Source organism: Eubacterium sp. AB3007 (assembly GCF_000688015.1).
GTDB lineage: Bacteria > Bacillota > Clostridia > Peptostreptococcales > Anaerovoracaceae > Aminicella.
In genome coordinates this window covers 1,942,027-1,961,496 of sequence record NZ_JIAD01000001.1, presented here as the reverse complement: position 1 = coordinate 1,961,496, position 19,470 = coordinate 1,942,027, and the positions used below count along the sequence as shown (strand labels likewise).

The 19,470-nt window shown below is 54.2% G+C and carries 15 protein-coding genes and 1 pseudogene; 3 read left to right on the top strand and 13 right to left on the bottom strand.

The genetic code is table 11. The annotated features are described in order from the left end of the window. Positions 1–24 precede the first annotated feature (24 nt). From P156_RS12325 to P156_RS12960, 8 genes and pseudogenes are all read right to left on the bottom strand, one after another. Positions 25–1,003: pseudogene (locus P156_RS12325) on the bottom strand (short-chain fatty acid transporter). 177 nt (positions 1,004–1,180) lie between these two features. Continuing rightward, positions 1,181–1,981, bottom strand: a complete 801-nt coding sequence (locus P156_RS0109300; RefSeq protein WP_027869870.1) for an OAM dimerization domain-containing protein — start codon at positions 1,979–1,981, stop codon at positions 1,181–1,183. Then, the gene (locus tag P156_RS0109295) at positions 1,981–3,537 is read right to left on the bottom strand and encodes a lysine 5,6-aminomutase subunit alpha (protein WP_027869869.1); all 1,557 of its coding nucleotides are present in this window, start codon (positions 3,535–3,537) and stop codon (positions 1,981–1,983) included. Before P156_RS0109295 ends, P156_RS0109300 begins: the two co-directional genes overlap by 1 nt. A 15-nt stretch (positions 3,538–3,552) precedes the next feature. After that, positions 3,553–5,163: a hypothetical protein gene (locus P156_RS0109290; RefSeq protein ID WP_185752197.1), complete on the bottom strand. Its 1,611-nt coding sequence runs from the start codon at positions 5,161–5,163 to the stop codon at positions 3,553–3,555. 52 nt (positions 5,164–5,215) lie between these two features. Beyond that, positions 5,216–6,238 carry a hypothetical protein gene (locus P156_RS0109285; protein ID WP_027869867.1) on the bottom strand — a complete coding sequence of 341 codons (1,023 nt, stop codon included), beginning with the start codon at positions 6,236–6,238 and terminating at the stop codon, positions 5,216–5,218. An 88-nt stretch (positions 6,239–6,326) separates the two neighbouring features. Next, positions 6,327–7,586, bottom strand: a complete 1,260-nt coding sequence (ablA, locus tag P156_RS0109280; RefSeq protein ID WP_034802491.1) for a lysine 2,3-aminomutase — start codon at positions 7,584–7,586, stop codon at positions 6,327–6,329. 158 nt (positions 7,587–7,744) lie between these two features. Beyond that, complete coding sequence (locus tag P156_RS0109275) at positions 7,745–8,806, bottom strand: zinc-binding dehydrogenase (protein ID WP_027869865.1); 1,062 nt, start codon at positions 8,804–8,806, stop codon at positions 7,745–7,747. Between the two features lie 208 nt (positions 8,807–9,014). Further along, positions 9,015–11,075: a sigma-54-dependent Fis family transcriptional regulator gene (locus P156_RS12960; protein WP_051600886.1), complete on the bottom strand. Its 2,061-nt coding sequence runs from the start codon at positions 11,073–11,075 to the stop codon at positions 9,015–9,017. Between the two features lie 185 nt (positions 11,076–11,260). On the opposite strand from P156_RS12960, the gene P156_RS0109265 reads away from it, so the two are divergent. The 3 genes from P156_RS0109265 to P156_RS0109255 all read left to right on the top strand — a co-directional run bounded on the left by P156_RS0109265 (position 11,261) and on the right by P156_RS0109255 (position 12,931). Then, a complete protein-coding gene (locus P156_RS0109265) occupies positions 11,261–11,641 on the top strand; it encodes a hotdog fold domain-containing protein (protein WP_202816889.1) in 381 nt (126 codons plus the stop codon). A gap of 341 nt (positions 11,642–11,982) precedes the next feature. Further along, positions 11,983–12,528 carry a hypothetical protein gene (locus P156_RS0109260; protein WP_027869863.1) on the top strand — a complete coding sequence of 182 codons (546 nt, stop codon included), beginning with the start codon at positions 11,983–11,985 and terminating at the stop codon, positions 12,526–12,528. A 163-nt stretch (positions 12,529–12,691) separates the two neighbouring features. Then, positions 12,692–12,931 (top strand): glutaredoxin domain-containing protein, encoded by a 240-nt coding sequence (locus P156_RS0109255; RefSeq protein ID WP_027869862.1) that lies wholly within the window; start codon positions 12,692–12,694, stop codon positions 12,929–12,931. Between the two features lie 31 nt (positions 12,932–12,962). Here P156_RS0109255 and P156_RS0109250 read toward each other — a convergent pair whose 3' ends face one another. The 5 genes from P156_RS0109250 to P156_RS0109230 form a co-directional block, all read right to left on the bottom strand. Further along, the gene (locus tag P156_RS0109250; RefSeq protein WP_034802489.1) at positions 12,963–13,985 is read right to left on the bottom strand and encodes a homoserine dehydrogenase; all 1,023 of its coding nucleotides are present in this window, start codon (positions 13,983–13,985) and stop codon (positions 12,963–12,965) included. Positions 13,986–14,144: 159 nt separating this feature from the next. Further along, a complete protein-coding gene (locus P156_RS0109245) occupies positions 14,145–14,993 on the bottom strand; it encodes a 3-hydroxybutyryl-CoA dehydrogenase (RefSeq protein ID WP_027869860.1) in 849 nt (282 codons plus the stop codon). A gap of 125 nt (positions 14,994–15,118) precedes the next feature. Beyond that, entirely contained in the window at positions 15,119–16,273 is a 1,155-nt protein-coding gene (locus P156_RS0109240) for a hypothetical protein (protein WP_027869859.1), read from the bottom strand. Between the two features lie 12 nt (positions 16,274–16,285). Then, a complete protein-coding gene (locus tag P156_RS0109235; protein ID WP_027869858.1) occupies positions 16,286–17,854 on the bottom strand; it encodes a ClC family H(+)/Cl(-) exchange transporter in 1,569 nt (522 codons plus the stop codon). 1 nt (position 17,855) lies between these two features. Further along, complete coding sequence (locus P156_RS0109230; protein ID WP_027869857.1) at positions 17,856–19,364, bottom strand: DUF1846 domain-containing protein; 1,509 nt, start codon at positions 19,362–19,364, stop codon at positions 17,856–17,858. Positions 19,365–19,470: the final 106 nt, after the last annotated feature.

Below are 19,470 nucleotides of genomic sequence, written 5' to 3'. Positions count from 1 at the left end.
TATATGCAAGGATCCTCTCTGCTGTTACAGCATGCCAACAATGATGAATCCTCCACAAACAACGATACCCACAAAGAACAGGGTGATCAGGCAGTAGCCCATGATGTCCCTTGCGGAGAGCCCTGCGATTCCCAGAGCAGGCAATGCCCAGAATGGCTGGATCATATTGGTCCAGGCATCGCCCCATGCGATCGCCATTCCGGTGATAGCCGGGGATACGCCCAGATGAAGTCCGGCCGGCATCATGATTGGGCCTTGCACTAACCACTGGCCGCCGCCAGGGATGTACTACCTTCCGGTGCGAACACCATCATTCCCATGATCCCTGCGTAGAAGGGGAACTGCAGGATGATCCCTGCGGCTCCACCAGATGCCTCCTGCACCGCCCTCACGTAACTGATCGGGGTCTTGTGGAAAATGATCCCCAGGATCAGGAAGATGAAGTTGACGATGTTCAGGGACAGGTTGAATCCTGCTGTGATGAAATAGTAGACCAGATAGACCAGGCCCGCCAGCGCGATGATCGAGGGATGGATCCTGAAAATCCCGCATGCCAGATCACAAAGCCTGAATAGGCAGATGCGATCAGCAGACGGTAGTCGATGCCCTTGACCTGTCTGGCAATCTCCTTGGCCAGGATCGCACCTACAACCAGACCGAAGCCCCAGTTGACCCAGCATGCGATCAGGGAGAAGAAGGTCACGACTACGATTCCCTGAACAGGACTCTTAGCGATGGATGCGATCCGGGCGATCAGCCTCTTCACGGCAGGGGCGTTAGCCAGAGCACTGCCCAGCACAAGCACCAGTGCCATCTGCATGGAGAAGGCCAACAGATTCCAGGCGCCCTCGCCCCATGCGTTGACAATGTCGATGGGACCTGAACCGGTGGCCGGCATGGCCGCCAGGAATACGATGACCGTCAGGATGATGCAGAAGATGAAGAGATCCGGTAAGAACCGATTCACCAGGTGGACGCATCCGTTCGATATCTTTCTGAACATTTGATAATTCTTCCAATAAAAACCGTAACGATTGCCAGTCGCATAGACTGCGACCTATCGTTCATTATAGTACGAGACAGCCCCGTTGTCAAAGAATTATCAAGTCAAAATATGCCCACCGGGGCGTCAGTTCTAAACACCGACGCCACCGGTCGTTTTTCTTACTGTAAGGAGAGACTAGCGGTCCTCGATGTTCGGCTTATCCTGCCAACCCTTCTTGACCACTTCCTCCATGATGTAACTCATGACGTGCTCAGCATACTTGCCAGGGCCGAAACCTGCGTCGTAACCCAGCTCCTGTGCCAGCTCGTGGGAGATACGCGGACCGCCACAGGTGCAGATGAGCTTGTCTCTCAGACCCTCTGCTTCCACCAGCTCGATCATCTGTGTGAGCTGCTTGATATGGATGTCCTTCTGGGTAACAGTCTGGGAAACCAGGATCGCGTCTGCGTTCACTTCTCTGGCTTTGGCCAGCAGCTGCTCGCAGGGAACCTGGGAACCCATGTTGTAAGCGACCACGTTCTTGAATCTCTCCAGACCGAAGTGGCCGTGGAAGCCCTTCATCTGGATGATAGCATCGATGCCTACGGTGTGGGCGTCGGACTCGATGGATGCGCCGACGACGACGATGTCTCTGCCGACGTTCTCGGCAATCCAGTTACCGCACTCCACTCTGTCCAGCACCTCGACATCTACCTTCTTGACCTTGATGGAAGTGTAGTCCACGGTGTGGACACACTTTCCATAGACCACGAAGAAGGTGTATCCCGGACAAAGCTCATGGTAATAGGTGACGTTCGGTTCCTCGATGCCCATCTTGGTAACATACTGCTTGGCGGCCTCCTCCGCTTCCTCACCGTAAGGAACGGGAAGAGTGAATGCCATTTCCATATATCCATCGTTGAGCGTATCGCCGTAAGGCTTAACCTTGGTCAGATCGACCTGAGCGACTGCTGTTGCGCAATTCTTATCTGCCATTATTCTGCACCTTCTTTCATCAGTGGGATGAATGGGTTGAAGTACTGATCGTCCTTTGTGCAGACGCCTTCCAGACCGTGTCCACCATCCTTAGGTCTCTTGACTCCTCCGAACTTGCCCTGCTCGATCGTTGAGAACAGGCCATCCTTCTCGATCTCTGCCAGCAGTGCGTCTGCTTTCTCAAGAACGAGCTGTGCTCTCTTCTGGATGATTCCGTCTTTCTTGAATTCGACTTCGTCACCGATGTGTTTCGCGTTGTTGAAGATGTACTGTGCATTCTCAATGGACAGATATCTGTCGTGCATATGCGGTGTGAGGATCGCCTCGGTCAGCATTCCCAGCAACTGCAGGGACTGTCCGGTCCAGATGGCGACCAGGTTGAACAACGCATCCTGGATGTGTCCGCGGAAAATGTTTCCGGTCATGAACTTGGTCGGCGGCATGTACTTCAGGCTGGCGTTGGGGAAGATTTCCTTGGCCATCTGTGCCTGAGCAAGTTCATACAGGAATCCGTCTTCCATGGCAGGATCCATCTCAAAGGCGTGTCCCAGACCCATCTGCCACTCCTGAATGTTGGCCAGAACAGCGAACTGCTCGTTGATGAACTGGGAAGCGGTCACGGTGTGGGCTGCTTCGTAAGCATCATCTGTAGTCAGGTAGTTATCCTCGCCGGAGTTGAAGATGATGCCGCAGTAACCGATGATGACACGGCTCATATACTGGTCGACGATGGTTCTCTGCATGTTGATGTCTCTGAACAGGATGCCGTAGATAGCATCATTCAGCATGACGTCCAGTCTCTCCAGCGCGCCCATTGCAGCGATCTCAGGCATGCACATGCCGGAGGAGTAGTTGCACAGACGGATGTATCTGCCAACTTCCTCGCCTACCTCGTCCAAGGCCTTTCTCATGATGCGGAAGTTCTCTTGGGTAGCGTAAGTACCACCAAATCCTTCTGTGGTCGGTCCATAAGGTACGTAGTCCAGCAGGGACTGCGCGGTGGTTCTGATGACGGCGATGATGTCCGCACCCTGTCTGGCAGCGGCCTTCGCCTGAACCACATCCTCGTAGATGTTACCGGTAGCTACGATTACATACAGATAGGGCTTGTCACCCTCTCCGATGGTAGCAAGATATTCTTCTCTTTTCTTGGTCTGCTGACGGATTTTCTTGAGGGACTCATGCACCAGCGGCATGATCGCCTCCTTCGCTTCCTCTACAGGAGCAGTCGGCAGCTTGGTGATCTCCAACTCGCCGGCAGCCATCTTCTCCGCGATTTCCTGCGGATTCAGACCTGTCTGGATCATGGCGTTGCCCATCCAGTAAGCGGTTCCTCTCGGGAGGCCACCAGCTGCCTGGATCTGCTCTACCACGACATTGGGAAGCGGTGTTTCGACATCATCGATGCCATCAACTCCCAGCAGTCGCAGAATCGTTCTCTCTGTACTTACCGTAGTATGTGCATCGATGAACTCCTGCATGTCCTTAGCGATGTTTGCAGCGTGCTGACGCGCGCTGGCAACCATCTTAGGATCGATGTTAAGTTTGCTTTTCATCCTGCTCTCTCCTTGTTATTTAAGATATTTCTTGGCTCCCTCGATGATCTCGTCATTAAGGCCGAGCATTTTAGCTATGTTCAGGGCATCCTTGGGGATCTCTCTGTTCTCCGTCACGGTATACAGTCTGTAATCCATGTATTTGGAGATGATGTTGATCCTTTCTCTTCTGTTGGCCAGATGCAGTTCGCTGTCCAGCTTCCGGAAATTGGCATCGGCCAGACCCCGGACCTGCATATTGACCACATCCTTCTCTTCGGTGACCGCATCAAAATGAGTGGTCATCAGAGTGATGAAGGTCTTCCCTTTCAGAAAATCGATGATGCTCTTGGTAAGAGCCAGCCCTTCCACGGGATTGGTGCCGCTGGCGATCTCATCGATCAGGAACAGCGATCTGTCCTGGCTGCGATCGATGATCTCTTTCAGTTCTTCCATCTCACTCCCGAAGCTGGACAATCCGCGCTCTACCGACTGGCTGTCGCCGATCAGGATCTGCATGTAGTTAGACAGACCGATCCTTGCGTTATCAGCGGGGACAAAGAACCCGTACTGTGCCAGGATAGGAATCATCCCAGCCAGCTTGAGGCTCACCGTCTTTCCACCCATGTTGGCGCCGGTGATGCACGTGACCCCGTCCGCCAGCTTCAGACTAACAGGGCAGTACTCTTTCCCCTTGGAGTGGAGGATATCCTCCACCTGAAGATTTCTTCCGTTCTCAAACTCTATCACATGTTCTTCACAGATCTCCGGCCGGACACAGTGATGCTTATCCGCATAGATGGCCTTGGCAAGTGCCAGATCCAGTGCGCCGATGCGGTCGCAGTTACGCATCATCTTCTCGCTGGCCGCTGCCACCTTCTTCGACAGGATCCCCCGAATCCGAAGTTCCTCATCTTCGATGAGGGCGATTACCTCGTCCATCTCCTTCGCATGCTCGTAGACCGCCTCGGTCTTCTGCAGCTCGAAGGTGACGGAATTGTAGTCCTCGCCGATCTGCTCCAGATCCTCAATCTCCCTGGCCTTCTCAAGTTCCGGCCCATTCTTGGGAATGATCACGTCGAACTTGGGCGTCAGCACGATCCCATACTCCTGCCTGATCTGTTCTTTTCTTTTCTTCTGAGCCTTGCGGATCGCCACCTCGCAAGCATGTTTACGTTTCCGCAGCTGTGCAAGCGTCTCCGAAAAGTCATCGTAGATGTAGAAGGTGTTCAGTCTGTCCTTCCGGGGATCCAGCTCGTCCAGGATGTCAGTGGTGTCCTCCAGAATGTACTCCTCCGGCACCGGCTTCTCCGACCCCGCACAAAGCGTGCTCACCTGCCGCATCTCCAGCAACAGGGACTTGACCTCGAACAGTTCCACCACGGACAGGGTGTCCTTCTGACTGCGCGCCAGCGAGAAAGAGATATCCTTCATCATCATGAAGGTCTCCTGCAATTTCCCCACCAGACGTCCGTCTGCGCGGACGAACTCCACCATATACTGGATCCGGTCCAGTTCCTGACGCAGTTCCTCCTCTTCCCCGGGGAAGTAAGGCGCGGCTTCCTTCAGTTGTGTCTTGCCGAAAGGCGTGTTCAGATCCATCATGGACTTGACATAGTCAAATCCGGTCTCTGTTCTCGTCTTCACATTGGCAAGCCTTCTGTTAGAACCTTGTTTCATCTTCTCCCCCAATTGTTCTCTACAGTCTCACATCGATGACCGGAATATCCGGAAGCGCCTCCTGCATCGTGTCCCGCAGGGCTTTGTGCTCAAAGGAATATCCGCTGGGGGAATACGGATTGACGGTCACCGCCGCAATCACGATGTTCTTCAGGACGCTGACAGCAAGCCCTCGTTTCCCCCACTGTTTCCACTCTGCTGATCCGAAAAAGATCCGGGTGGGATCCTTCAGGACGAAGCGGACTTGTTTCAGTTTCGGTTTCTGGATGCCGGAAATCACGCTGCTGGTGAAGGCACCGGGTACATAGACGAACTCTGTCTCCTCGGTGATGGCTTCGTCGATCCTGGTGCTGGCACCCAGCCCTGTGGCCAAATCCAGTACCCGCAGACTGCCATCCCGATCCACCATCATGACCCGTTCTTTCTCCTTCCGCGCCTCCTGGATGAGGTCTCTGGCTTCGCATTCCTCCAGCTCCGGGAGGTTATACAGCCCCACCACGTGCGCTGTCTCCGCCACCATCTTCTGCATGTTGCGGGAGAGCACCGCGCCGCTGGAGAGGATCACCGCATCCGAGGTCTCCGGCGAAGCTATGGACTTCCGGTCGATGGCGCCGTCGATGAGGATGAGCTCCGTGCCCAGTTCCATCATCCGCTGGCACATCCGCTTGGAATCTACCGTCGCCACTGGCCCTGCGATCTGTACGTAGCCGCTGTCCGCTACCCGGCAGAGCATCAACTCCCCGATCGGTGTGCGAATTCCGGTCTTCTCCAGAATCTCCAGGCCGCCCTCTGCAAACTCAAACAGCTGCGTGGGTACCGACACGATGGTGTCCTCATAGAGAAAGACCTTCGGCTTCTCTGTCCCCGTCACCAAATCCGATGTCTCGCCGTCCCGCCCGGTGGATGTGATCCCCAGGAGAAGACCCTCGTCGTCTGCTTCCTCGATGAGGTAGTTCAGCGCCGTGGTCTTGCCGGCGTTCTTCGACATGCCGACGATGGACAAAGTCTTGTATTTGGTTGACAGATCGTATAGTAAGCCCATAAATTATATTACTTCCTTTAAGCGATATAGGGGAGACCGTCGCCTCCCCAAAATCTTTCTTTTCAGGCGGCCTTGTGAGCCTTCTGAATTAGTGCTTGTTTCTCTCGTGTCTTGCCAGGTTGGAAGGCTCCATGGATTTGATCTGGAGTCCCTCGCCCAGAGCGGACACACCCTGATACTTGTAGGTCTTCTTGCCTGTGCAGTAGTCGCAGGTGCACGGAAGATCCGGCAGTCTCGGCTGGGTGTAAGTAGTGATAACGCCTTCGTAGTTTCTCAGGATCACCTTGTCCGGTGTCTCGGAGATCACATACTGCGGCTGTACCGGAGTCTTTCCGCCGCCTCCCGGAGCATCGACCACAAAGGTCGGTACGCAGTAACCGGAGGTGTGGCCTCTCAGGCCCTCGATGATCTCAACGCCCTTAGCCACGGAGGTTCTGAAGTGCTCGATACCTACGGACAGGTCGCAGATGTAGATGTAGTACGGACGAACTCTGTTCTTGACCAGCTCGTGTACCAGCTCTCTCATGATGTGCTTGCAGTCGTTGACGCCTCTCAGCAGTACGGACTGGTTGCCCAGAGGGATACCGGCGTCAGCCAGCTTGCGCAGAGCTTCCATAGCGGTCGGAGTCATTTCCTTCGGGTGATTGAAGTGTGTGTTCAGCCAGATCGGATGATACTTCTTCAGCATGTTGACCAGATCATCGGTGATTCTCTGCGGCATAACCACAGGTGTTCTGGAGCCCAGTCTTACGATCTCCACGTGATCGATCTTTCTCAGCTCGCTGATGATGTACTCCAGGGTATCATCCTCAACGCACAGAGCATCTCCGCCGGACAGCAGGACGTCTCTGACCTGCGGGGTCTTGCGGATGTACTCGATACATGCATCGATGTCTTCTCTGGATCTTGCACCATCTGTCTCACCGGCCAGTCTTCTTCTGGTGCAGTGACGGCAGTACATGGAACACTGGTCAGTAATCAGGAAGAGGACTCTGTCCGGATATCTGTGGGTCAGTCCTGGAGCCGGGGAGTCTGCATCCTCGTGCAGCGGATCAGCGTCATCTGCCTCAGATCTGTGCATCTCCTTCAGGGTCGGCACAGCCTGCATTCTGATCGGACATCTTGGATCATCAGGATCCATCAGGGAAGCGTAGTACGGGGTGATGCCGACTCTGAATCCGCCGATGACCTTGTCGATCTCTTCTCTCTCTTCTGGTGTCAGGTTGATAACCTGTGCGATCTCCTCTGTTGTGGACAGTCTATGTGCGACCTGCCAATGCCAGTCGTTCCACTGTTCATCGGTAACGTCCTTGAACAGAGGGATGTCTTTCCAATTTCTGATAGCCATGATATCTCCTTATTCACTATCCAGCACAAAGCCCTATAAGGCTTTGTGCAAAAAACAATCTCAATATAACACTTAGGCATGACCGGCAGCATGCGCATATACTACCAGTCATGCTTATAAACTTACGCGTTATACGACCGACTTATCGTCCCTGTCGATTATGCATACATCTCCTGGAAGAGCTTTCTCAGGCCTTCGTGCTCTCTCAGAACCTGCAGAGTAACGTCTGCGTGGCCCTTGGTGTATCCGTTACCAATGATCATGTTAACGTCTTTGCCAACACCCTCTGCTCCCAGAGCAGCCTTGGTGAAGCTGGTAGCCATGGAGAAGAAGTAAACGGTTCCGTCGTCCTTGCAGGACAGGATGGAAGCCATCTCAGTGTTCTCGATGCTTACGCAGTTGATAACTACGTCGCACAGTTCGCCGTTGGTCAGCTCCATAATCTTCTCGTACATTCCAACTGCATCGGTAGCGTCGATGTGGAAGTACTCGTCAGCCAGATCCAGGTTGCGAGCTCTGTCTTCGGATTTCTGGGATCCTGCAGCGCAGATAACCTTACCAGTAACGCCAACTCTCTTCTTAGCTTCGTACAGGCACAGCAGTCCGGACTTTCCGCCGCCACCGATAACCAGTACAGTCTGGCCAAGCTGGCACAGCTTAGCAGCCTGAGCCGGAGCTCCTGCAACGTCCAGTGCGGACAGAGCCAGTCCATCTTCCATGTCATCAGGCAGCTTTGCATAGATGCCGCTCTGGAACAGGATTGCGTGACCCTTGATGTCAACCTGGTCGATAGCCGGTCTCATCTCCAGGATCTCGTCGATTACCAGCGGAGTCAGGGACAGAGATACCAGTGTAGCGATCTTGTCACCAACCTTCAGGTCTCCCTTCCATTCAGGTCCGATTTCCTCAACAGTACCGATCAGCATTCCGCCGGAACCAGTCCAAGGGTTCTTGTGCTTTCCAGCTTTGGCAACGATGCCCTTCATGCACTCAGCAACCTTGTCCTTCTCTTCCTGAGTCTCGATCTCAGCCGGCTTCTTGTTCAGAACCTGCTTGCAGATCTCGGTGAAGGAAGCGGAGTCAATGTTCAGAGTCTGAACGTTGATCTTAACTTCGTTGTCATAGATCTCCATATCGTTATCGATAACGTCTGCTGGCTGTGGCAGAACGCCCTTCGGTGAAATGACTCTGTGTGTTCCATATGGGTTTCCTTTTTTCATTGCTGAATCCTCCTAAATCATTTATTTAGTATTAAAAGTATAAACAACACTTTGGCCTCTTGGCCACAATATCATTATAATTGACTGACAATTCTGTGTCCACAAAGAAACGAGCCGAGATTGTGAATCTTTTGCTAATCTCCTTTTCGAACCTTTTTGTGTTCACGAACGCACAAATGCGAACCGATATCGGTTCGCATTCTTGTCTCTAAAGACCGTATTTCTTTTTCTTACGCACAAGCTGTGTCTGGCTGATCCCTACCGCCCGGGCGATCTTCCTGGTGGAACCATACTGCTCGCATGCATGCCGCAGAATGTTCTTCTCAAAATTCTGGACCATCTTCTCCAGATCGATCACCTGCTCCTCGCTCTTCCGGTTACTCTCCTCCAACGCACTGGTCTCGAACACATCTCCGTGTATCTCTTTCATTACATCTATGAGCGTGATGTGTTCCGATGTAGCGCTGATCATCAGCCGCTGGACCATGTTCTCCAGCTCACGGATGTTGCCCTGCCACTCAAACTGTTTCAGGTATTCCACCGCGTCACGGTCGATATCCCTCTTCATGTCGAAACGCTCTCCATACTTGCCCAGGAAGTGTGCGACCAACGCCGGGATATCTCCTGTTCGTTCCTTTAGACTTGGTACCCGGATCCCCACCACGTTCAGGCGGTAGTAGAGATCCCGACGGAATTCTCCCTTTTCGATCATCTCTTCCAGATTCCGGTTGGTAGCCGAAAGGATACGGACACTTGTCTTGACAGGTACATTGCCCCCCACCCGATAAAACTCTCCGTCCTGGATCACACGCAGCAGCTTGGCCTGCATATCCATCTTCAATTCGCCTACGTCATCCAGAAAGATCACGCCGTTGTCCGCCATCTCAAAATAACCCTTCCGCGGGCCATCTGCCTCCTCCACACCGAAAAAGGCGGTCTCGATCATGTCCGGCAGAATCGAAGCGCAGTTGATCTTCACCAGCGGCTGTACCTTCCTGCTGCTGTTCTTGTAGATGATGTTGGCCACCTTCTCCTTGCCCACGCCGGTATCCCCGGTGATCAATACGTTGCAATCGTACTTGGAGACGGTGAGGATCTCGTCCAGTACCGATGCCATGGCCCGGCTCTCACAGACAAAGTCTTCCAGCATGGTCTTCCTCTGCCCGGATACCTCTCGCAATCTGGACTCCCGATTGATGGGATAGGAAGGATCGTCATTTAAACCAACGGTGGTCTTCACCGCCTTCTCCACGTAAGGCGCAATGTCTCGCACCAGGTCCTCATCGAACCGCTCGTAGCTCTCCATATATCCATCCGCACACCGAATGTCCATCTGCCTGGATATGTATTCTGTAATATAGAGGGCAATGTTGTAGTTGTTGATCAGATTGGCAAACACTACGGTTCCGCCCTCCTTGGTGGCCAGGATGTTGATGGTCTCCGCGCCGGGTATATCTGCGCAATTGACCGATAGATCAAAGGGCATTCGCTTCTCCAGATCCTCCATAGCCTCCATGGGTTTCAGGATATCCACCGAACGGACCTCCGTAAACACCATCTCCATGAGCTTATCCATAGAACTCCCCCGAAAGAGTACATCGGATTTCCTGTCAAGCAGGCAGATGATCTCAGAGTCCTCTCTGGCCACCTTTCGTATAGCATACCCATAGATGATGTTCATGAGGATGTTGTTCCCCACCACCAGAAACTTTTTCTTTCCGACGGCGATGCTGCTGATCTTCAGCAATGTACCCGACTCATTCAACGCATACATCATCAGGTCGATGGGAATGTCATCCTTAACCTTGACCATTGAGATACGTTCATAAATGATAGCATATCCTTCCGCATCCACCTGCCCAAAGGCCCGGTCGATAGCCCCCACCCGGTCGATATAAGCAGGGATGGATGTGGTGGACGTATTGCAGACCACCTCATCGCCCACCTTGAACCCGTCCTGGTTGCTATACTCGCTTCCGATCTCCCGGATCACACCGTAAAACAGGCCCCCCGTATCCGTCACCGGATTGTGCAGTTTCCCCCGTCGGATCACGATATCCATGATTTTCTGTCGGATCCTATCGTCATTGTCATTCGCTTCCAGACAGATCTGTTTGAAACTCGTCCCTTCGATATGAATCTTCTTGATCTCGATCCGCACCTCGTAAGGCTCGATCTTCCTTCCGTTGTCTAATTTCCAGGCGGAGACTGGGAGCACATGCTGCGGCTCCAGCACACGCCTGACATCGTATTCCATACTCCGGTTCATTTTTGTTTCACTCCTTTTCCGGGTGAACACAAAACGGTTCAGCCATTTCTATGGTCAATGATAAACCACTTCGCGGATTTTTGCAATTATTATTTACACCGAAGGCGCCGAGTTTTATAATTATACTGTAACATCGACACGTTATATTGAATATTAAAGGAGATATTATCATGGAAAACGAAAAGATCACTTCATTAATCAGAGTCAGAATGTCCGCTAAGGATGCGCATTACGGCGGCGAGTTGGTAGACGGCGCTCACATGGTCCACCTGTTTGGCGACGTTGCTACTGAGCTTCTGATCAAACTGGACGGAGACGAGGGTCTGTTCTGCGCATACGACAATGTTGAGTTCCTGGCTCCCACCTATGCCGGCGACTACATCGAGGCTTATGGCGAGATTACCAAGATCGGAAACACTTCCCGTCAGATGAAGTTCGAAGCTCGCAAGGTCGTCGTCTCCAGAAAGGACATCAACGATTCCGCAGCTGACTTCCTGGAAGAGCCCATCGTTGTCTGCAGAGCTACCGGTACCTGCGTAACTCCGAAGGAAATGAAGAGAAAATAAGTGAAATGCTCCAAAAGGCTGGTGACGCAAGTGTCACCAGCCTTTTGGCAAGCATTTCATTCGCGAGGGGCGTCCGAGAACACAAGCGCCGCGAAGTGTGATCGGAAACGACCTACCGCGCTGTAAAACACGTGCTGCAGCGCGATGCAGGCCCTTCGTCAGGGTTACCCAAGGGCGCGAGCCGCATGGCGACGCGGGCTTGGCTTCAACCTACGGCGCACTGGAAATCAAAATCCTGCGAGCGTAAACGCCGCAGGATTCAGACTGAAGACAAAGCCTTATTCAGCCGGTAACTATGTTCTGCAGGAGATGCCTCCCAACCTGTCCTGTTCCGCAAACTGATGAAAAATCCCGGATCGCGGAACAGATTCCCGCAAAACAGAATTTTTTCCACGTCAGCGGAAGAAATTCCCTGTCCTGTTCCGCAAACCGATGAAAAATCCCGGATCGCGGAACAGATTCCCGTAAAACAGAATTTTTTCCACGTCAGCGGAAGAAATTCCCTGTCCTGTTCCGCAAAGCGAAGAAAAAAACCATATCGCGGAACAGATTCCCGCAAAACAGAATTTTTTCCACTTCAGCGGAAGAAATTCCCTGTCCTGTTCCGCAAACCGATGAAAAATCCCGGATCGCGGAACAGATTCCCGCAAAACAGAGGTTTTTCCACTTCAGCGGAAGAAATTCCCTGTCCTGTTCCGCAAACTGATGAAAAATCCCGGATCGCGGAACAGATTCCCGCAAAACAGAGGTTTTTCCACTTCAGCGGAAGAAATTCCCTGTCCTGTTCCGCAAAGCGAAGAAAAAAACGGATCGCGGAACAGATTCCCGCAAAACAGAATTTTTTCCACTTCAGCGGAAGAAATTCCCTGTCCTGTTCCGCAAACTGATGAAAAATCCCGGATCGCGGAACAGACGGCACATACTGCTCACGAGGCTGCTCTCAGGAGCAAGTCTTTGTGCGATCCCGAGAAATCTCTCCCCTTGACAACTCCCCCCTTTTCCACGATAATCAAGAAAAGCAATCACCTGAAAACCACAAGGAGCAACGGTATGAAACTGGAACTTTTCCTGAAAGAGACCTGCCCGTTCTGCTGCAAGGTCATGAACGAGATCTACACCAGCGGCAGGACAGACGTGGAGACCCACGATGTGGACGTAAACCAGGAGGACTACAACCGTCTGGTCAGAGAGGGCGGCAAGTATCAGGTCCCCTGCCTCTTCATCGACGGCAAACCCATGTACGAGAGCGATGACATCATCGCCTGGCTGAAACAGAATCCACAATGCTAACCAAAGCCCCGGCCGCAGGACCGGGGTCTCTCTATTCTACCCGGGCTCCGGCAGTCTCCCTCAGGATCCGTAACAGATCACTCAACACACCGTAAGCCGTATGGTCGATCTCCGGCTCGAAAGGCTCCTCGATGACAGTAACACCTCCCATTAGATCCGTGGTCACGGTCACGTAAGAGGAAGTGGCATCCATGATCGCCGGCAGAGAGCCCTCCTCAACCAGCGTCGGCTCCACGGTGCCCACCGGCTGCCCGTCCACCATCCGCCCGCGGCAAAGCAACTTGATCTTCTTCCCCTGAGTCCGGGCGGCCTCCAGATCTTCCCTGGTGATCCCTCCGATGCCGGTCCGCCGGATGTCCAAGGGGGTGATGCGCACATCCATCAATACATTCATCAGCGCGGTGAGCTTGGCAGCCGCATCCCACCCGTCCACGTCCATAGATGGATCCGCTTCCACAAAGCCCTGCCGACGCCCCTCTTCCACAGCGTCCTCGTAACTCACTCCCTTTTCCATCTCCGTCAGGATGAAGTTGGTGGTAGCATTGAGGATCCCGCTGACCTCGGTGATCCGACATCCCATCAGTGTCTCCTTCGCCAGATTGTAGACCGGCACCCCGTCCATCACCGTTGCCTCCTGACAGAACACCACGCCCTTTTCTCTGGACAGATCCCTCAGTTCCCGGTAGTGCCAGGCGATAGGACCCTTGTTGGCGGTGATGACGTGTTTTCCCAGGTTCATGGCGCAGCGGATGTGATCGGTGGCCGGCTGACCTGTCATGATGTTGATGGGACTCAGTTCCGCCATCACATCGTATTCTCCAGAGTCCAGGATAGCAAAAGCGTCCAGGGCTTTGTCAAACATGGCATCTGAAACTGCCGACGTATCGATCCCCTCCGGCTGCAGGATCCCTCCTCTCCGCCGGGTACAGATGGCGGTGATCACTGCCTCCTTTCCGAAAGTCTTCCGGATATACTCCTGCTTTCGCACCAGCATCCGGGCAAAGGCTTGTCCTACATTCCCGTACCCGATCAACGCGATCCGAATCCTATCCATGTTCACTCCTCCTCTCTTTCTGTTGGGGCCTCCCGCCACGCCTCGTGGAGCGTCCGACGGTACAGGTGAAAATCCACACAAAGCCGCCGCAGGCGCCGCCCTACACAAAAAAAGGGATGCCGCATATGCAGCATCCCTCCTCAATCACAGGCTGTGCAATTATTTGCTGTAATCGAAGAAGCCCTGTCCGGTCTTCATTCCCAGCTTGCCAGCAGCTACCATCTGCTTCAGCAGGATGTTCGGACGATATTTCGGATCGCCAAACTCGGTGTACAGTACTTCCATGATGGCCAGGCAGACGTCCAGTCCGATCAGGTCGCCCAGAGCCAGAGGTCCCATCGGGTGGTTGCATCCCAGTTTCATAGCAGTGTCGATATCCTCTGCGGAAGCGATACCCTCGTTCAGGATAGCGATTCCCTCGTTGATCATCGGGATCAGGATTCTGTTGACAACGAATCCCGGAGCTTCCTTCACCTGTACCGGAGTCTTGCCCAACTCTACGGCCAGATCGGTGACGACCTTGTTGGTCTCCTCAGAAGTCAGCAGACCGTTGATGATCTCAACCAGCTTCATAGCCGGAACAGGATTGAAGAAATGCATGCCGACTACCTTGTCCGGCTTGCTTGTTGCCATAGCGATATCTGTAATGGACAGGGAGGACGTGTTGGATGCGATGATGCAATCCGGGCCGGTCAGCTCGTCAACTTCCTTCAGCAGAGCCTTCTTGGCTTCCTTATCCTCGGTGGATGCCTCGATTACCAGGTCAGCATCAGCGATGATGCTCAGATCTGTGGAACCATTGATCAGCTTCATGGTCTCATCCATCTTCTCCTGGGTGATCTTCTCCTTCTTGACCATCTTAGCCAGGTTCTTCTCGACCTTAGCCAGGCCACCGTCGATGGAAGTCTGACGTCTTGCTCTCATAACGACCTCATAGCCGTGCAGAGCCAGTACCTGAACGATTCCAGCACCCATAGTGCCAGTTCCTAAAACACCAATCTTTTTCATTTCAGAAAACCTCCTGTATTGTTGCTAATATACAGATTTCGCAATCTGTTAAAATATTAACTTTACTGTGCAACTCAATTATAACACTTTCCGTTGCTTTGTAAACCCTAATTCTGCAATTCCCCTCATTGATTCCGTGGCAGCCACCCGGCGATCCCGAAGGAAAGCTGCAGGTATGCCATCAGGCGCCCAAGCTCTTCGGCATCCATCCGATCCAGCCGAATCATCGTCCCTCCGGTACTCTGGTACAACGCCTCCGCCGCTTCCCGGGTCATCTCGTGCAACGACCCCTCCGGACTCACCCCCGGAAAGGCCGGCAGCATGATGTCTGCCTCTTCCTCCTCGCAGAAGAGGGTGGTCGCACGGGCAGACGGCCGGCGCATAGCCGCCTCCTCCGGCAGGCACAAAGCCCTGGCCTCAGCACCCCATGCTCTTCGGATCGCTGCCATCCAGCGGCAGACCCCCCTCAGCTCAGGCTGCCAGAAAAGAAGATCCTCTTCCAGGTCCTCTCCACTTTCCCAGGAGCCCACAACACTGCTGCCCAGATACAGGCCATACTGATCTGCGTCCCGGTCCCACCAGGGAGATGCCAGCATCTCTCTAAAGCCACGTACGTAGGCACCCGCGTTGATCCCCGCCACCATCATTGGAAAGATCATAGCCACACTGGATGCCAGACAGGCGGCGGCTGTCCCCGCCGCCAGGGGTGAGGCAGATGCAGGGAATTCTTCTCCTGGATCATAGGCCTCTGGGAGCCTAAAGCCCTCCATGTCTCCCCGCTCCATCTCCTCCGACAAGTATGTGCTCCTGCGTCCATAGATCGCTTTTAGGCGATCTTTCTTTTCCTGACTGTAGCGATCCGCGATCAACTTCCGCAAGGTAGCAAACACCGCGCAGAAAGATGGAGACTCCTCCCCCATGGCCACACCGATCAGGCCCGCGCTCCCCTGTTCCAGGTCTTCGATCACCCGGCTCAGTTCTCCGGCAGAAAGCGTGCCTCGTACCAGCTTCACTCTGTCCTTCTCCGGTGCCAGAAACAGCATCGCCTCCAGCATATCTGCAACAGCCCCCTCCGCTACCAGAACGATCCGATCGCACTTGTACCGCATGGCGCCTGCTGCCATCTCCAAGTTCCCGACAAGTGCGTTCAGTCGGCTGCCGATCCCATCCTGCAGCCAGGCTTCCTTCCATATATCATCCAGAGCCGGGCCGCTGCAATCTCTTGCCCAGCGGATCACATCCTCACCTTCCAAGAATCTGTGTATTACATTGATTCCCATTGTTCCTCCTCACTATCTCTTGCACTCTCTCCGGCACATGGCCTCCAGGATCCTGTCCACTTCCTCCATGTCCCCCTGTCGGCAGAGAATGGTCAGCTTGTCCCCGCCGGCAAGACGCGTGTCTCCACGGGGAACGATCTCCTGCTGGTCCCGCTGCACCGCTACGATCAGACTGCCCTCCGGCAGCTTCATGCTCTTGATCTTGTTACCGTCCATGTGGCTGGCAATGTAGACATCGCTCTCCATCATCACCTTCTCATCCCGCTGCCCATGTGTCATCCCGTAGTTCCCCTTTCCGGAGAGGATGCGCTGCAGCAGCTGCTCATAGATAGGAAGCGTCCCCGTCAGATCTGCTGTGATGTACGCCACCAGCGCCACCACAGATAAAGCCAGGAAATTGTTGAAATCCCCTGCCATCTCGGTGATGAGGATGATCCCTGTCACCGGCGAACGGACGATGGCGGCGAAGTAGCCCACCATACCGAACACCACAAAATTGCTGATCATCCCATTCTCCACACCTACCAGTGGATTCAGAAGCAGGAAAAACAGCCCTCCAGCCAGTCCCCCAAGCACCAGCAGAGGCATGAATATCCCGCCCGGTGCACCGGAGGAAAAACTGATGATCGAAAAACAGAACTTGACGGCCAGAAGCACGGCCAATGCCGCCAGCGCGTATCTCCCATCTGAAGTATCTCTCACAAGCCAGTTGCCGCCACCGAGTACCTCCGGCAGCAGGATCGCCAGAGGGATCACCAGCAGGAACGGCACCAAAAGCCGCACAGACCTCCCGGGCAGCCGCCCGTAAAGATCCTGGCACCAGGCGATACACCGTCCGTACAGAACTCCGAAAAGCCCAAGTACCACCCCGAGCAACAACAACATCCAGTACAGATGCAAGGGCAGCGGCCGCCCCATTACCAGATCAAATACCGGTGTAAGCCCAAAGAAATAAAAGGCCACAAAATTCGCCGAAACCGAGGCAGTCAGAGACCCCAACAGAATATCGGTGGAAAAGTTTTTGTGCAAACCCTCCAGTGCGAACATGGCGCCCGCCAACGGGGCATTGAAGGCCGCCGCAAGTCCCGCCGCAGCGCCGCAGGTGATCAACAGCTTCTCCTCTGAGACGATGTGCCGGGCCCCGCGGGAAAACCCTTTTCCCACCATGGCCCCGATCTGGATGCTGGGACCCTCCCGCCCCAGAGACAGCCCGCCGGTGATGGCCAGGCTCGCGCCGATGATCTTGGCCAGCAACACACGCCACCATGTCATATACACCTTACCCTTCAGTTCCCCGGCCACCTGCGGGATTCCCGAGCCTCCGCAGAGAGGCTCGATCTTCAGACAAAGCCATGCGCCCAGGTAACACACCGCCAGCGCCAACAGGAGCAGGGGGATCATGCTGTGGTCGTCCTTTGCCATAGCAATAACAGAGCCTCTCAGAGGCTCTGCTTTCGTCAGGATCATGCGGAACCCGGAGACCACTATCCCTGCCACTACACCGATGCAGGCACTCTGGATGACAAGCTGGTACTTGATACCCTTGATTCTCTCAATCGATTGTTCCGCTTTGCTTTTCATATCAGTTCGTATAAAGGTTCGTCGTGACGTACTCCGGATCGCAGGTAACATCCAGGCCCATGGACTGCAGTGTCTGCTCGTCGTGATCCGACAGGATGGCGGTACAGTGCGCCTTGCATCCGCGCAGCAGCTCCAGTTTGGAACTGGCAACTTCTGCTGCCGGATTCTGTGTACTGGAGATGGAGAGGGCGATCATGACCTCCTCCACGTTCAGTGCCTTGCGGTCGGACCGCAGGATCTCCGTCTTCATCTTCTGGGAAGCCTCCAGAACCTGTTCTGTGATCAGCAGCAGCGGATCCGGATACCCTGCCAGATACTTGATACTGTTCAGAACCGAGGAAGCCGCCGCCACCATCAGGCTGGAGCTTCTTCCGGTGATGATCTTCCCGTCAGGCATCTCGATGGCAAATCCGACCAGGTTCTCCTGCGCCCCCAGTTCCTGCCGCTTGCGCTCCAGATAGTCTCTGGCCGGCTGTACCACCGGTCTGTCCTCCGGTTCCATGCCGACTTCTTTCATCAGGAGCTTGGCCCGCTCCAGTGCGGACTCAGAGATCTTGCCCTTCTTGTAATCCACCTCGGCGATCAGATATCTGCGGATGATCTCCTGACAGGCCGCCTCCCGACATACCTCATCGTCGATGATCCCAAATCCTGCCCGGTTGACCCCCATATCGGTAGGGGACAGGTACTCCGCCTTGCCGGTGATCTTCTCGATGATCCGCTTGACCACCGGGAACACTTCCATATCGCGGTTGTAGTTGACGGCTGTCTCTCCATAGGCTTCCAGATGGAAGGAATCAATCTGATTCACGTCCCGCAGATCTGCCGTAGCCGCCTCATAGGCGATGTTCACAGGGTGCTTCAGCGGGAGATTCCAGATGGGGAAGGTCTCGAACTTGGCGTATCTGGCCTTCACCCCGCGGCGGTAATCGTGATAAAGCTGGGACAGGCAGGTAGCCAGTTTGCCGCTGCCGCCTCCCGGCCCTGTGACCACCACCAACGGCTTGGTCACTTCGATGAACGGGTTCGCCCCGTATCCCTCGTCGCTGACGATGGTATCCACATCCGTCGGATACCCCTTGGTGAAGTCGTGCTTGTAGGTGCGGATCCCGCGGCGCTCCAGCTTGCTCATGAACATGTTAACCGCCGGCGCATCCTCGTACCGTGTGACCACCACACTATTGATCTCCAGGTCATAGGCCCGGAAGGTATCGATCAGACGGAGCACCTCCAGGTCATAGGTGATGCCAAAATCGTGGCGAGTCTTGGCAGTGGTAATGTCGCCGGAATAGATGCAGATGATGATCTCCGCTTCGTCCTTCAATTTCTGCAGAAGCTTGACCTTGGCATTCTCGTCAAACCCGGGGAGCACTCTTGCCGCATGCTTGTCGTGCACCAGTTTGCCGCCGAACTCCAGGTACAGCCGCTGGCTGTTCTCGTGATTGAGTCTCTCCCGGATATACTTGGACTGCTCTTCGATATACTTCTCTGCACTGAATCCGATCTTCATCACTCGCCTCCTTCAACTTCCCTATACGATCGCCTGAAATGCCCAGAACAGTGTTGTCAACACCATGGACGCCGCCACGACGATCACGATCGCCTGCGCGATCCTC

Excerpts from the sequence above, each read along its gene's own strand:
- P156_RS0109245 (WP_027869860.1), bottom strand. The coding sequence starts at position 14,993 with ATGAAAAAGATTGGTGTTTTAGGAACTGGCACTATGGGTGCTGGAATC.
- P156_RS12960 (WP_051600886.1), bottom strand. The coding sequence starts at position 11,075 with ATGAACCGGAGTATGGAATACGATGTCAGGCGTGTGCTGGAGCCGCAG.
- P156_RS0109230 (WP_027869857.1), bottom strand. The coding sequence starts at position 19,364 with ATGAAGATCGGATTCAGTGCAGAGAAGTATATCGAAGAGCAGTCCAAG.
- P156_RS0109300 (WP_027869870.1), bottom strand. The coding sequence starts at position 1,981 with ATGGCAGATAAGAATTGCGCAACAGCAGTCGCTCAGGTCGATCTGACC.
- ablA (WP_034802491.1), bottom strand. The coding sequence starts at position 7,586 with ATGGCTATCAGAAATTGGAAAGACATCCCTCTGTTCAAGGACGTTACC.
- P156_RS0109285 (WP_027869867.1), bottom strand. The coding sequence starts at position 6,238 with ATGGGCTTACTATACGATCTGTCAACCAAATACAAGACTTTGTCCATC.
- P156_RS0109235 (WP_027869858.1), bottom strand. The coding sequence starts at position 17,854 with ATGAAAAGCAAAGCGGAACAATCGATTGAGAGAATCAAGGGTATCAAG.
- P156_RS0109250 (WP_034802489.1), bottom strand. The coding sequence starts at position 13,985 with ATGGATAGGATTCGGATCGCGTTGATCGGGTACGGGAATGTAGGACAA.
- P156_RS0109275 (WP_027869865.1), bottom strand. The coding sequence starts at position 8,806 with ATGAAAAAAGGAAACCCATATGGAACACACAGAGTCATTTCACCGAAG.
- P156_RS0109260 (WP_027869863.1), top strand. The coding sequence starts at position 11,983 with ATGAAAAATCCCGGATCGCGGAACAGATTCCCGCAAAACAGAATTTTT.
- P156_RS0109240 (WP_027869859.1), bottom strand. The coding sequence starts at position 16,273 with ATGGGAATCAATGTAATACACAGATTCTTGGAAGGTGAGGATGTGATC.
- P156_RS0109255 (WP_027869862.1), top strand. The coding sequence starts at position 12,692 with ATGAAACTGGAACTTTTCCTGAAAGAGACCTGCCCGTTCTGCTGCAAG.
- P156_RS0109295 (WP_027869869.1), bottom strand. The coding sequence starts at position 3,537 with ATGAAAAGCAAACTTAACATCGATCCTAAGATGGTTGCCAGCGCGCGT.